The organism is Mesorhizobium delmotii, from assembly GCF_900149755.1.
Classification (GTDB): domain Bacteria; phylum Pseudomonadota; class Alphaproteobacteria; order Rhizobiales; family Rhizobiaceae; genus Mesorhizobium; species Mesorhizobium delmotii.
Genome location: NZ_FUIG01000013.1, coordinates 850,586 through 864,016 on the forward strand (window position 1 = coordinate 850,586; position 13,431 = coordinate 864,016).

Sequence of the window (13,431 nt, forward strand, 5' to 3'; positions counted from 1 at the left end):
ACGTGGGCCTGGGCTGAGAAGACAAAGCGGAACTTCGCCTCCTTCGTCGCTCTCGCCGCAGGCTTTCATCTTGCTCAAATCCGTCCCCACGATCTAAGCGTAGTCCGAAGCCACTTCGAACAGGATGGCATGGCGCGCGGCGAGGGCCGCCACGTCAGTCGAATAGCCACCGCCGATAACGCCGCAGACCGGGATGCCGAGCGCGCGGAAATGACGGATCACAATGTCGTCGCGGGCACGCAGCCCCTCGTTCGACAGCGACAACCTGCCAAGCCGGTCCTCGGCATGAACGTCGACCCCTGCATTGTAGAAAACGATGTCCCAGCGCGCCCTGGCGGTGAGTTCCGGCAGGATGCCGACCAACCTTTCGAGATAGGCCGCATCGCCGCTGCGGTCGGGCAGGGCGATGTCGAGGTCGGAAGCGATCTTTCGTGTCGGATAGTTGCGGTCGCCATGCATGGAAAAGGTGAACACGCGCCGCTCGTCGCCGAGAATGTCCGCCGTGCCGTCGCCCTGATGCACGTCGAGATCGACGATCAGGATATTGCGGGCGGCAGCTTCGGCAAGCAGCACCAGTGAAGCCACCGCAACATCGTTGAAGGTGCAGAAGCCGGCGCCTTGCGCGCGCCGCGCATGATGGCTGCCGCCGGCGGTGTTGCAGGCGATGCCGTCCAGCAATGCCAGCCGCGCCGCCAGCACGGTGCCACCCGTTGCGAGCTGCGCCCTGAGCGAGACGCGCGGGCTCACCGGAAAGCCGATCTCGCGCTCGATTTTTTCAGGCACTTCGCAGGCCAGCACCTGGTCGACATAGCCGGTGTCATGGGCAAGCTTCAGCCATGATGCCGGCGCCGGTTCGGGCACGTTGAGCGCGGCGGGGCCGGTCAGTCCGCGCGCGCCCAAGGCTTCCATCAGCAGCTTGTATTTGCTCATCGGGAAGCGATGGTTGACGGCGAAGCCGGCGTCGTAGTCGGGATGATGAACGATCTGCAGGGGCATGAGCGGCAGGTGAGCCAGAGGCGGGTTTCGGTTGGCCGTAGTGGGATGAGTGGTTGCGCGGCGTCCGGAAATTGGGGCACATCGGCTGTTCGATCAAGCCGCAATGGGGAAGCGGGATCCTGGATCAGGTGTCAGCAACGGCCAACAGCCGGTCTTTCGTCGTCACCAATCGCTCGGTGCTCGCCATCGCGGTGCCGATGACGCTCGCCTATCTGACGACGCCGCTGCTCGGCATCGTCGACACTGCGGTGGTCGGGCAGTTGGGCGACGCTGCCCTTCTCGGCGGCCTGGCGGCTGGCGCCCTGGTCTTCGATGTCGTCTTCACCTCCTTCAATTTCCTGCGCTCCGGCACCACAGGCCTCGTCGCCCAGGCTGTCGGACGCGGCGACGAACTGGAGGAACAGGCGGTGTTCTGGCGTGCCGTGCTGATCGCGGTCGTCGCCGGCATCGTGCTTGCCGCGCTTGCGCCACTGGTCGCCATCGCCGGACAATGGTTCATGAGCGCCGAGCCGCGCGTCAGCGAAGCGATGGCCATCTACATCCGCATCAGGCTGCTTGCAGCACCGTTCTCGCTGATCAACTACGCCATCCTCGGCTATGTGCTGGGGCGTGGCGAGGGCGGGCTGGGACTGATGCTGCAATTGGTGCTGAACGGCATCAACATTGCGCTCTGCATCCTGCTGGGGCTGGAACTCGGCTGGGGCGTTGCCGGCGTCGCCTGGGCGACCGTCACCGGTGAATTCGTCGCCATGCTGCTTGGTCTGGCGATCATCGGCCGGCGTTTCTGGGCAGCGCCCCGGCTGCCGCGCCATCGCATCCTCGACCTGTCGGCATTCCTGCGCATGATGTCGCTCAACCGTGACATCATGATCCGGTCGTTCTCGCTGCTCGCCGCTTTCGCGCTGTTCACCCGCCAGGGCGCACAGTTCGGCACGGTGACGCTGGCCGCCAACGCCGTGCTGATGAACGTCTTCCTCATCGCCGGCTATTTCCTCGATGGTTTCGCCACGGCAGCCGAACAGCTCGCCGGGCGGGCCGTCGGTGCGCGTGCCGCCATGCAATTCCGGCAGGCGGTTCGGCTGACCCTGTTGTGGGGCTTCGGGCTGGCCGCCACGGCGACGCTTGTCCTTTTGCTGGGCGGAACTGATCTGGTCGCCCTGATCACGACGTCACAGGATGTTCGCGCCATTGCTGACATCTATCTGTCCTGGGCGGCGTTCACCGCGCTCAGCGGCGTGCTGGCGTTTCAGATGGATGGTGTCTTTATCGGCGCGACCTGGTCGCGCGACATGCGCAACATGATGCTTTTGTCGTTCCTTGTGTTCAGCGCGGCCTTGCTCATCCTGGCGCCGGCCTTCGGCAATCACGGCCTGTGGGCGGCGCTGCACGTCTTTCTGCTGGTGCGCGGCTTCAGCCTGCTTACCATTTTGCGTGTGCGGATGCGGACGGCGTTTTAGAGCGACTTCGGGTCAGAGCGGCTTGGACGACCATTGATCGAGGCTGCTATCGCGCAACTCGCGCAGCGACTTGAGCCGTTGCATATCCGCAAAACGCGCCATCCCCGCAAGAATGCGGCCCGGCAGTGCCGGCCCGGCATAGATCATGCCGGTGTAGAGCTGGACGAGATCGGCGCCGGCGCGGATCTTTTCAAGTGCCGTCTCAGCGGAATCGACGCCGCCGACGCCGATGATGGCGCGGTCCGGGCCAAGCAGTTTGCGGATCTTGGCCAGCACGATGGTCGAGCGCTCGAACAGCGGTTTTCCCGAAAGCCCGCCTGTCTCGCCGGCAAGATCGGCGCTGCGCAGCCCCGGTCGCGCGATAGTGGTGTTGGAGACGATGACACCGTCTATTGCCTTCTCGGTGACCTCGGCGGCGATATCCTCCAGTTCGGCCTCGACAAGATCCGGCGCGATCTTGAGGAAGACGGGCGGCTGCGCTGCAGCCGCCGTACGTGCGGCCGTGACGCGCGATAGGAGTTCGCCAAGCTGTTCACGGGCCTGCATGTTGCGCAGATCCGGCGTGTTCGGCGAGGAGATGTTGACCGTTAGATAGCTGGCGTATGGCGCAAACCTGACAACGCCTCGTTCATAGTCACTGCAGCGGTCGGTGCTGTCCTTGTTGGCTCCGATATTGACGCCGACGATGCCGGCGCGGCCCTTGCGGGCGGCAAGCCGTTGTTCGGCGGCCTCGTGACCCTCATTGTTGAAGCCCAGCCGGTTGATCACCGCTTCGTCCGATGTCAGCCGGAAGATGCGCGGCTTCGGGTTGCCGGCCTGCGGCAGCGGCGTGATCGTGCCGACCTCGGTAAAGCCAAAGCCGAGGCCAAGCAGCGCATCGGGAACCTCGGCGTTCTTGTCGTAACCGGCAGCCATGCCGAGCGGATTGGGGAAATCGATGCCGCAGACGCTGACTTTCAGCCTTTCGTCGCGCACAGGGCGCCGGGCGACCGGCAGCCCGCATTTCAGCGCGGCGATCGACAGGCCGTGGGCGGCCTCCGGATCGAATGCAAACAGGAACCTCTGGCCGAGCCGGTCGAGCACGCTCATTCGGCCTCCAGCGTCGGGAATTGGTGCAGGCCATCGGTGCCGAGCGGCAATGATTGGACCCAGACGACGGCCTTGAGGTCGAGCGGGCCGTAAAGATGCGGGAACAGCGCGCCGCCGCGCGAGACCTCGTATTTCAGCGCATCGCCGAGTCTGGCGCCATCGACGGCGACCAGCAGCAGCCCGGTCTGGCCGGCAAAGTGTTTTGCCGCCGTTTCCCTGGCCTGGCCGGCGGTGGAAAAATGAATGAAGCCGTCGGCGACATCGATCGGCGCGCCGGTGAAGCGGCCATTTCTTTCGGCCTCGCGCCACAGCGGCTCAGGCACTATCTTGTAGATAATCTGAGACATGGTTGCGCTATAGTCCGAACCAGCCATACGGGAAAGGGCGGGCCAGGGTTCTTCCCCATTTCCGGCGCAAACATGCGATAAATTGCACTTACTGGCCTATGGAGGACAATATGCGACCGCAGCACGTCTTGATCCCCGCAGCGCTCGTCTCGCTCGTCGCGGCATCGGCTTTTTCCGAGGAAACCGACCGCTACCGACTGGAAAAGTCGGCCACCGGCTATGTTCGCATGGACACGCAGACCGGTGCGATGTCGATCTGCGAGGAGCGTTCCGGCCAGCTCGTCTGCAAAATGGCGGCCGATGAACGCGCCGCCTTCCAGGACGAGATCGACCGGCTGGAAAATTCGGTGAAGGCGCTCGACCAGCGCGTCGTCAAGCTCGAAAACTCGCTTGCCGCCCGCTTTGAGTCGACATTGCCCAGCGAGGAGGATTTCAACAAGACGATGAGCTATATGGAGCGCTTCCTGCGCAGCTTCATCGGCATCGTCAAGGACATGGAAAAGGATAGCGGCGAGGATGCCGCCAAGCCCAATCCGCAAAAAACCTGAGCAACCGTTCGCCGGGGAGACCCGGCGCATAGCTTTGCCGCTTGAAAACGGCTGATATCGCCGCATAATCGTTCGACTGATCCCGTAAGAAGCAGACAATCATCAATGGGATTTGGGGAGGGCCATGTGCCGTCGGGCTACACATTCGTCATCGCCGACGATCATCCGCTTTTTCGCGGCGCGCTGAGAGAAGCGCTTGCCGGCATTGGCAACGTCGCCGGCATTCACGAGGCCGGCGATTTCGAAAGCGCCAAGGCGCTGGTCGTGGCCAATGAGGACGTCGATCTGGTGCTGCTCGACCTGTCCATGCCCGGCGCGAGCGGCCTATCCGGTCTGATCTCGCTGCGCGGCATCCATCCGACGGTGCCGCTGGTGGTGGTGTCGGCACATGACGACCCGGTGACCATCCGGCGCGCGCTCGATCTCGGCGCTTCGGGTTTCATCTCCAAATCGGCCAGCATGGAGGAGATCCGCAGCGCCGTGCAGTCGGTGCTTGCCGGTGACATCGCCGCGCCCGCGGGAATCGATCTCGGCGTCGAGCGCGATCCCGAGATCTCCGATCTGATCAAGCGGCTGCAGACGCTGACGCCGCAGCAGACGCGCGTGCTCGGCATGTTGGCGGAAGGGCTGCTCAACAAGCAGATCGCTTACGAACTCGGCGTCTCCGAGGCGACAATCAAGGCGCATGTCTCGGCCATCCTGCAGAAGCTTGGCGTCGACAGCCGCACCCAGGCGGTGATCCTGCTGTCGAAGATCGGCAGCGATCCGCTGCAGGCGACGGGTTGACCCCTTCCGGCTCTACTCTGCCGCCGACGCCAGCGGCCTGACCCTGGCCATCATCGAGCGCAGCACCGCTGGTTTGAGCGGCTTGTTGATCACCGGCACGTCGAGCCTGCCGGCGCTGGCGCGCACCTCGCTCGAGCGGTCGGCGGTGACCAGCACTGCCGGCATGTCCTGGCCGTGGATCGCGCGCAATTTGGCGATCATTTCGAGACCGGTCTCGCCGTCGAGATGATAATCGGCAAGCACGATGTCGGGTCGATGCATGCCGGACCCATCGAGTTCTTCCGAGCCGGAAAACGTCTCGACGCTGCAGCCCCAGCCTTCGAGCAGCAGTCGCATGCCGCCGAGGATACGGGCATCGTTGTCGATGCAGAGCACGCGAAGCCCGGCAAGCGAAGCAGCAGTGCGGACCGGCGCTTTCGCCGTGACCACGCGCCGTGGCTCCTGCGCTGCCGCGACCGGCAGGATGACGGAAAAGCGCGTGCCTTTGCCCGGGCTTGAAAAGATCCGGATTTCGAGGCGCAAGACGCGAGCGATGCGGTCGACGATGGAGAGGCCGAGGCCGAGGCCTTCAGCTTCGCGTGCGCCCTCATCGAGCCGGGTGAATTCGTGAAAAACCGTGTTTAGCTTGTCGCCGGCAATGCCGATGCCGGTATCGATCACCTGGATCTCGACCAGTTCGCCGCGCCGCCGCACGCCGACCAGGACGCGGCCGTGGCGCGTGTATTTGATGGCGTTGGACACCAGGTTCTGGATCAGGCGGCGTAGCAGATTGCGATCCGTCATCACGCTGAGTGACGACGGCATGATCGTCAGGCCGAGCTTCCTCTCGGCGGCAAGCGGCTGGAAGTCGTTGCCGATCTGCCGCAGCAGCTCGTCCAGGCTGAAGACGGTGTCGTCCGGTTTCATCGCGCCGGCATCGAGGCGGGAGATGTCGAGCACCGCACCGAGAATGGTCTCGACCGATTCCAGCGAAGATTCGATGTTGTTTGCGGCCTTGCCGGTCGGGCCCCTGCCGGCTTTTTCGATCAGCGACGAGCAATAGAGGCGGGCGGCGTTCAGGGGCTGCAGGATATCGTGGCCGGCGGCGGCAAGGAACCGCGTCTTGCCGAGATTGGCCTCCTCGGCCAGCATCTGCGCCTGTGCCAGTTCCTCGTTGACGCGGGTCAGTTCGACGGTGCGGTCCTTGACGCGTTGTTCCAGCGATTCATTGGCGCGTTTGAGCGCCAGATCCTGCTCGACGCGTCCTGAGATGTCGGCATAGGTGGCGACGATGCCGCCATCTGGCATTGGGTTGGAGCGCAACTCCAGGATGCGGCCGCTGGTCTTCAGCTCCATCTGCCAGGGGCTGACGAAGCTGGTGAGGCGGTTGAGCATCGCCACCCGCTGGTCGGCCGGAATGTCGCCGCGCTCGGCCAGGTGGCGCAGGATGCGGTCGAGCGAGACGCCGACCTGGCCCATCTCGTCGGGCAGGTCGAACAGCGCCCGATATTGGCGATTCCAGCAGATCAGCCGGAAATCCCTGTCGAAGACGGTGATGCCTTGTTCCATCTGGTCGAGCGCGATCTGCAGCAGGTCGCGGTTGTGCTGGAGCGCCTCGGTGGCGTCGTCGAGCAGGCGGAAGGCGTCCTTGGATTCGCGATCGTTGCGGCGCAGCAGCAGCGACAGGATCAGCCGCGCCGAGGAGGAGCCGACGGCACTTGCCAGAAGCTGCTCGGAGAAGCGGATGACGTCCATGCTGGCCTGCTCGTTGCCGTGCAGCGAAGCGCCGTTGCTCGTTTCGAACGACTGAAAGGACCGTTCAGTGCGTTCGACGCCAAGATAGCGCGCGATGGTGTCCTTGAGATCGTTGACGGTGACGGTGGTGCGGAAGCGGCGCAGGCTCGGCATCGGGCTCGCCTCGCGCGGCACGAAGATCGACGCCTGGATGCGTTCCAGCGGCACCGACGCGCGCGACAGCGAGCCGAGCACGAAGAACAGCGTGTTGACCGACAGGCTCCACAAGACGCCGTGGTTCAGCGGCTCGGCGATGGTGCCGAACAGCGCTTGCGGCCGCAATGCCTCGAAGCCGAACAGGCCGTGGACGACAATGCCGGTATCGGACGAGGCAAGCGAAGGAAGCAGCAGCGTATAGCTCCAGACGACGATGCCGGCGACCATGCCGAGCGCCGCCCCCCTGCCGTTGGCGCCGCGCCAGATCAGTCCGCCGATCAGGGCCGGCGCGAACTGCGCGATCGCGGCGAAGGACATCAGGCCGATCGAGGAGAGCCGCGCGCTGTCGGTGCTCTCGCGATAGTAGAGGAAGGCGATGAACAGCATGATGAAGATCGCCGCACGTCGCACGTTGAGGATGAGCGCTGACCAGTCCTCGTTCTCGGACGTCGTGGTCTTGAGCAGGCGGCGCACAAACAGCGGAATGACGAGGTCGTTGGAGATCATGATCGACAGTGCGACGCTTTCGACGATCACCATCGCGGTCGCCGCCGACAGGCCGCCGATGAACGCCGCCATGGCCAACACATCGTGACCGCTGAGCAGCGGCAGCGACAGGACATAGAGATCGCTGCTGGTTCTGGTGCCGACCAGCGCCAGGCCGGCGAGCGCGATCGGCAGCACGAAAAGGTTGATCGCCACCAGATAGAGCGGAAACACCCATGTCGCGGTGCGCAGTTCGGCCTCGCTGCGGTTCTCGACGATGGTGACGTAGAACTGGCGCGGCAGCATGATGATGGCGAAACCGCTCAAACATGTCAGCACCAGCCAGGTGGCGAGCGACGTGCGGTAGCCCATTGCTTGCTGAACTTGCGAATTCTGGGCGAGCTTGTCGACCATATCGCCTGGGCCGCCGAAGATCAGGAAGGTGACCATCAGGCCGATCGCCAGAAAAGCGGCGAGCTTGACCACCGTTTCCACCGCTACCGCCAGCACCAGCCCATCCTGGTGTTCGGTGGCGTCGGCATGGCGCGTGCCGAACAGCACCGCAAACAGCGCCAGCAGCATGGCGACGACCAGCGAGATGTCGCTGACGAACGGATCGAAGGAAGGCGGCGAGCCGGTATAATGCTCGACCATCAGGCTGACCGAGCCGGAAATCGCCTTCAACTGCAGCGCCATGTAAGGCACCGCGCCGATCGTCGCGATCAGCGTGGCGATCGCTGCTACGGCAAAACTCTTGCCATAGCGGGCGCCGAGGAAATCGGCGATCGAAGTGATCTTCTCTGTCTTGGCCAGCCTGACGATGCGCCGAAGCAGCGGAAAGCCGAATACGAACACCAGCACTGGGCCGATATAAATGCCGAGGAATTCGAGGCCGCGCTCGGAGGAAAGGCCGACCGAACCGAAGAACGTCCAGGAGGTGCAGTAGATCGCCAGGCTGAGCGCATAGATGAAGGGCCGGGCCCGGTCAGGCCCGGATGTCGTTGAGCGCCGGTCGCCGAGGCTGGCGATGGCGAACAGCAGCGTCACGTAGGCAATCGCGATGATGACGACGAACCAGCCCTGCACGGCCTGACAATCCTCCCTTGCCGGTTTTCCATCCGGCCTGCTGAGACGCAATCACAGCTTGGCGATCAAGTCCATCGCGGCTTTCGCCGCAGGATGGCTGCGGCTTCGGGAATTTTGGCCGGCGGAGACGATCTTTTGTCCATGCTGCAACCGCAGGTTTTTGCTATTGTGCCAGTGGGGCGAACGAAGCGGGCAGAGGCGGCGGCCTGGCCCGTCAGAACAAGGAGGGTCGAATGCTGAAAGAATTCCAGGAATTCATTTCCCGGGGTAATGTCATGGACCTGGCCGTCGCCGTGATCATCGGCGCTGCCTTCAGCAAGATCGTCGATTCACTGGTCAGCGACATCATCATGCCGATAATCGGGGCGATTTTCGGCGGACTCGACTTCAACAATTATTTCCTGCCCTTGTCCTCAGCCGTCAACGCCACATCGCTGGCGGAAGCCAAAAGGCAGGGCGCGGTCTTCGCCTATGGCAGTTTCATCACCGTGGCGCTGAACTTCATCATCCTCGCCTTCATCATCTTCCTGATGGTCAAGGCGGTGAATAATCTGCGTCGGCGGCTGCAACGGGAAGAGCCCGCCGCCCCGGCCGCTCCGCCGGCCGATGTTGCGCTGCTCACCGAAATTCGCGATCTCCTCGCCAGAAAATAGTCAGAAGACAGATTCCCTGGACCAAAACCCCGGTCGGTTTCGGCCGGGTTTTCTATTTTCGCCTGTCGCAAAACACGCTAGCAGTCCAGCAGACGAAAACGGATCTATCCATGACCCTGATCGAGAATTTGCGCGCCGAGGCCCGGGCCGCGCCGGAAAGCGGCATTGTCGCCGTCATGAACCGCGGCCGCGACCGCGACGGCATGATCCCGCTCTGGGCGGGCGAGGGCGACCTGCCGACGCCCACGTTCATTACCGATGCCGCTGCCCGTGCACTGGCCGGCGGCGAGACCTTCTATACCTGGCAGAAAGGCATCCCCGAGCTGCGGCAGGCGCTCGCCCGCTATTATGTCAGACATTTCGGCAGGAGCTTCGCCGAGGAAGAATTCATCGTCACCGGTTCGGGCATGCATGCCATCCAGCTGGCGATCGATGCCGTCGCCGGGAAGGGGAACGAGCTCGTCTATCTGTCGCCGGCCTGGCCGAACTTCGCCGCAGCCGCCGGCGTGGCGGGCGCGGTCCCGGTCGCTGTCACGCTCGACCAGTCCGGCAATGGCTGGTCCTGCGACGTCGGCAAGATCGAGGCGGCGATCACGCCAAGGACAAAGGCGCTGTTCGTCAACTCGCCGTCCAACCCGACCGGCTGGACCGCCGACAGGGAGACGCTGCAGGCGATCCTCGACCTTGCCCGTGGAAGGGGCCTATGGATCATCGCCGACGAGATCTATTCGCTGTTCCATTACGGCGATGGTCGCGCGCCGTCCTTCATCGACATCATGGCCGACGAGGATCGCATCCTGTTCGTCAACAGTTTTTCCAAGAACTGGGCGATGACCGGCTGGCGGGTCGGCTGGATCAAGACCCATCCTTCGCTGCAGCAGGTGTTCGAGAACTTGGTCCAGTATTCGACCTCCGGCGTTGCCCAGTTCATGCAGCGCGGCGCGGTCGTCGCCCTCGACGAGGGTGACGCCTTCATCGTCGAGCAGGTGGAGAGGGCGAGGGCGGCGCGTGACCTGGTCTGCGGCATCCTGGCTGCGACCGGCAGGGCACGCTTCACCGTGCCGCAGGGCGCGTTCTATCTGTTCTTCGCGGTCGATGGCATCACCGATTCACGCGCCGCCGCATTCGACATCGTCGACCGCGCCAATGTCGGCCTGGCGCCCGGAACCGCATTCGGCCCCGGCGGCGAAGCTTTCCTCAGGCTATGCTTCCACCGCCGCCTAGACCAGCTCGAGGAAGCCGCACACCGGCTGGCGAAGTGGATGACGAGTGTGTGAGTTTGTTGGGGTTCGCAGGTAGGACAGCGCGAACCGTTTCACGTAAACGGCATGGATCATGCCGTGACCTTCGAATGCCGCGGCGTCGAAGAACAAGACGGCACCGGGAGCGGAAACTGCCATCATGCCCTCGGCTGAAGATCAACCGCCGGACTTCGGCACCAGCAGCGGAATGACGCGGTCGCTTTCCCTCACCGCCGGCCGGCCCGCAGAACCGTAAGAGATACCCAAAGCATCCCAGGTCTCGACCAGCGCGTCCTGAAGTTCCGCGATCAGTTGATCCGAATGGAACGGCGTCGGTGTGATCCGCAGCCGTTCGGTGCCGCGCGGCACGGTCGGGTAGTTGATCGGCTGGATGTAGATGCCGTGGACGCCGAGCAGGCGGTCGCTGGCCATCTTGCAGAGCTCGGGATCGCCGACGAGCAGCGGCACGATATGGGTAGCGGAGTCCATCACCGGCAGGCCGGCGGCGGTAAGAACCTGCTTGGTCCGCGACGCCTGGCGCTGCTGCGCGTCGCGTTCGGCCTGCGAGCGCTTCAGATGGCGGATCGACGTGGTCGCCGCGGCGGCGATGGCCGGCGGCAGCGCCGTGGTGAAAATGAAGCCCGGCGCATAGGAGCGCACGGCATCGATCACGGCACTTGTGCCGGTGATATAGCCGCCGAGCGTGCCGAACGCCTTGGCCAGCGTGCCTTCGATGATGTCGATACGGTCGGCCAGTCCTTCGCGCTCGGTGATGCCGCCACCGCGCGGCCCGTACATGCCAACGGCATGGACCTCGTCGATATAGGTCATGGCGTTATAGCGTTCGGCGAGATCGACGATCTGCTTGATCGGCGCGATGTCGCCATCCATCGAATAGACGCTCTCGAAGACGATCAGCTTGGCGCGTTCGCGGCCCGCCGCCTGCAGCAGGCTTTCGAGATGCGCAACGTCGTTGTGGCGAAAGATCTTCTTCTCGGCGCCCGAACGCCGCACGCCTTCGATCATCGAGGCGTGGTTCAACTCGTCCGAGACGATCAGGCAGTTGGGCAGAAGCCGCGCAATGGTCGAGATCGAGGCTTCGTTGGAGACGAAGCCGGAGGTGAAGACGAGTGCGGCTTCCTTGTCGTGCAGGTCGGCCAGTTCCAATTCGAGCTCGACGAGCGGATTGCTGGTGCCGGAGATGTTGCGGGTGCCACCGGCGCCAGATCCCATCTTGCCGGCAGCGTTCTGCATCGCGGCGATGACGTCTGGATGCTGGCCCATGCCGAGATAGTCGTTGGAGCACCAGACGGTGATTTCCTGGGCGCGGCCGTTGGCACGCCAGATGGCGCGTGGGAATTTCCCCACGATGCGCTCGAGGTCGGCGAAGATGCGATAGCGACGCTCTGCGTGGAGCTGGTCGATCGCGTCTTCGAAGAACCGCTGATAGTTCATTTCGGCTTCCCAATTTTTGCGTGGGATCATAATCATTGCCCTATTCGACGTCTACTTGGCCTTTTTGGTCAAAATGCCACGCCCCAAGCCTGTTCCTAACGGCCACGGATCATGGCCTATTCCCTTGATGTGCATGAATTTTGTTTCAGGACGATGCCATGCGCCGACGAGACCGGTTACCGCAGACACTAATGGTACTAATGGCCTAGTGGCAGGCTTTCCAGTAAGGCGGGTGTTGAGACAGGTTCCGATAAATCTTGAGCAGCGAGGACACGGATGACGGTTTTGGTGACAGGCGGTGCCGGCTATATCGGCAGCCATATGGTCTGGGAGCTGCTGGACGCGGGCGACAGCGTCGTCGTCCTCGACCGGCTTTCGACCGGCTTCGAGTGGGCCGTGGCGCCCGAGGCAAAGCTGGTCGTCGGCGATGTCGCCGACAAGGAATTGGTCGGTTCGATCATCCGAGACAATCATGTCGATGCGATCATCCATTTTGCCGGCTCCATCGTGGTTCCCGAATCGGTCGCCGACCCGCTCGGTTATTACGAGAACAACACCTGCAAGACGCGCACGCTGATCGAGACCGCGGTGCGCGAAGGCGTGCCCAATTTCATCTTCTCCTCGACCGCCGCCGTCTATGGCGGCGCCGGGCTGGAGCCGGTGCGCGAGGATGCCCGCCTTGCACCGGAATCCCCCTACGGCCTGTCCAAGCTGATGAGCGAATGGATGCTGCGCGACGCCGCAATTGCCTATGGTTTGCGATATACGGCGCTGCGCTACTTCAACGTCGCCGGCGCCGATCCGAGGGGCCGCACCGGCCAGTCGACGCCGGGCGCCACGCATTTGATCAAGGTTGCCGCCGAGACGGCGCTCGGCAAGCGACCGTTCATGCAGGTGTTCGGCACCGACTATCCGACACCGGACGGCACCTGCATGCGCGACTACATCCATGTCAGCGATCTGGCGGCGGCGCATCGGCTGGCGCTGGAACGGCTGCGCGCCGGTGGGGCAAGCCTCGTCGCCAATTGCGGCTACAGCCACGGCTATTCGGTGCTCGAGGTGATCGACAGCGTGCGGCGCGTCTTTGGCCATGATTTCGACGTGCGGATCGGCGAACGCCGTGCGGGCGACGCCGCCGCGGTGGTCGCCAATTCCGAGCTGGCGCGCAGCGAACTCGGCTGGACCCCGCAGCACGACGACCTCGACCAGATCGTCGCCGACGCGCTGGCCTGGGAGCGCATCCTGACCGGCAAGAATTCGGCGCGGAGCTGAAGCCCCGCTTTTCCCTCCGTGGGCTCGTAGATCGAGCGTAGAAGCGCTATTGAAGGAGCTGCGCGGCTGAAACGTGGAGGTCGGCC

11 protein-coding genes are annotated in these 13,431 nt (G+C 63.7%); 6 read left to right on the plus strand and 5 right to left on the minus strand.

What is annotated here, in order from left to right:
• Positions 1-93: 93 nt before the first annotated feature.
• Positions 94-996: a histone deacetylase family protein gene (locus tag BQ8482_RS05555; protein WP_123146587.1), complete on the minus strand. Its 903-nt coding sequence runs from the start codon at positions 994-996 to the stop codon at positions 94-96.
• A gap of 128 nt (positions 997-1,124) precedes the next feature.
• Here BQ8482_RS05555 and BQ8482_RS05560 point away from each other — a divergent pair, with 128 nt between their 5' ends.
• A complete protein-coding gene (locus BQ8482_RS05560) occupies positions 1,125-2,453 on the plus strand; it encodes an MATE family efflux transporter (RefSeq protein WP_425294072.1) in 1,329 nt (442 codons plus the stop codon).
• Positions 2,454-2,465: 12 nt separating this feature from the next.
• On the opposite strand, the gene BQ8482_RS05565 is transcribed toward BQ8482_RS05560, so the two are convergent.
• Together BQ8482_RS05565 and BQ8482_RS05570 are read right to left on the minus strand one after the other, a co-directional pair.
• Complete coding sequence (locus BQ8482_RS05565) at positions 2,466-3,542, minus strand: quinone-dependent dihydroorotate dehydrogenase (RefSeq protein ID WP_123146588.1); 1,077 nt, start codon at positions 3,540-3,542, stop codon at positions 2,466-2,468.
• Positions 3,539-3,889, minus strand: coding sequence for a DUF952 domain-containing protein (locus BQ8482_RS05570; protein ID WP_123147403.1), 351 nt, complete (start codon positions 3,887-3,889; stop codon positions 3,539-3,541). Before BQ8482_RS05570 ends, BQ8482_RS05565 begins: the two co-directional genes overlap by 4 nt.
• 110 nt (positions 3,890-3,999) lie before the next feature.
• Here BQ8482_RS05570 and BQ8482_RS05575 point away from each other — a divergent pair, with 110 nt between their 5' ends.
• Both BQ8482_RS05575 and BQ8482_RS05580 read left to right on the plus strand, forming a co-directional pair.
• On the plus strand, positions 4,000-4,437 hold the full coding sequence (locus tag BQ8482_RS05575) for a hypothetical protein (RefSeq protein WP_123147404.1): 438 nt from the start codon (positions 4,000-4,002) through the stop codon (positions 4,435-4,437).
• A gap of 126 nt (positions 4,438-4,563) precedes the next feature.
• Positions 4,564-5,223, plus strand: a complete 660-nt coding sequence (locus tag BQ8482_RS05580) for a response regulator transcription factor (RefSeq protein WP_123146589.1) — start codon at positions 4,564-4,566, stop codon at positions 5,221-5,223.
• Positions 5,224-5,235: 12 nt separating this feature from the next.
• Here the strand turns inward: BQ8482_RS05580 and BQ8482_RS05585 are convergent, their stop codons facing one another.
• Positions 5,236-8,724 carry a PAS domain-containing hybrid sensor histidine kinase/response regulator gene (locus BQ8482_RS05585; protein ID WP_123146590.1) on the minus strand — a complete coding sequence of 1,163 codons (3,489 nt, stop codon included), beginning with the start codon at positions 8,722-8,724 and terminating at the stop codon, positions 5,236-5,238.
• Between the two features lie 233 nt (positions 8,725-8,957).
• On the opposite strand from BQ8482_RS05585, the gene mscL reads away from it, so the two are divergent.
• The gene (gene mscL / locus BQ8482_RS05590) at positions 8,958-9,377 is read left to right on the plus strand and encodes a large conductance mechanosensitive channel protein MscL (RefSeq protein ID WP_123146591.1); all 420 of its coding nucleotides are present in this window, start codon (positions 8,958-8,960) and stop codon (positions 9,375-9,377) included.
• A 110-nt stretch (positions 9,378-9,487) separates the two neighbouring features.
• Entirely contained in the window at positions 9,488-10,654 is a 1,167-nt protein-coding gene (locus BQ8482_RS05595; RefSeq protein WP_123146592.1) for a pyridoxal phosphate-dependent aminotransferase, read from the plus strand.
• A 141-nt stretch (positions 10,655-10,795) separates the two neighbouring features.
• On the opposite strand, the gene hemA is transcribed toward BQ8482_RS05595, so the two are convergent.
• Complete coding sequence (gene hemA, locus BQ8482_RS05600; RefSeq protein WP_123147405.1) at positions 10,796-12,073, minus strand: 5-aminolevulinate synthase; 1,278 nt, start codon at positions 12,071-12,073, stop codon at positions 10,796-10,798.
• 276 nt (positions 12,074-12,349) lie between these two features.
• Between hemA and galE the strand changes: the two genes are divergently transcribed.
• The gene (gene galE, locus BQ8482_RS05605) at positions 12,350-13,345 is read left to right on the plus strand and encodes a UDP-glucose 4-epimerase GalE (RefSeq protein WP_123146593.1); all 996 of its coding nucleotides are present in this window, start codon (positions 12,350-12,352) and stop codon (positions 13,343-13,345) included.
• Positions 13,346-13,431: the final 86 nt, after the last annotated feature.

What these genes read in the sequence shown, in the direction of transcription:
- BQ8482_RS05565 (WP_123146588.1), bottom strand. Translation starts at nt 3,542, where the DNA reads ATGAGCGTGCTCGACCGGCTCGGCCAGAGGTTCCTGTTTGCATTCGAT.
- BQ8482_RS05595 (WP_123146592.1), top strand. Translation starts at nt 9,488, where the DNA reads ATGACCCTGATCGAGAATTTGCGCGCCGAGGCCCGGGCCGCGCCGGAA.
- BQ8482_RS05575 (WP_123147404.1), top strand. Translation starts at nt 4,000, where the DNA reads ATGCGACCGCAGCACGTCTTGATCCCCGCAGCGCTCGTCTCGCTCGTC.
- hemA (WP_123147405.1), bottom strand. Translation starts at nt 12,073, where the DNA reads ATGAACTATCAGCGGTTCTTCGAAGACGCGATCGACCAGCTCCACGCA.
- BQ8482_RS05570 (WP_123147403.1), bottom strand. Translation starts at nt 3,889, where the DNA reads ATGTCTCAGATTATCTACAAGATAGTGCCTGAGCCGCTGTGGCGCGAG.
- BQ8482_RS05555 (WP_123146587.1), bottom strand. Translation starts at nt 996, where the DNA reads ATGCCCCTGCAGATCGTTCATCATCCCGACTACGACGCCGGCTTCGCC.
- mscL (WP_123146591.1), top strand. Translation starts at nt 8,958, where the DNA reads ATGCTGAAAGAATTCCAGGAATTCATTTCCCGGGGTAATGTCATGGAC.
- galE (WP_123146593.1), top strand. Translation starts at nt 12,350, where the DNA reads ATGACGGTTTTGGTGACAGGCGGTGCCGGCTATATCGGCAGCCATATG.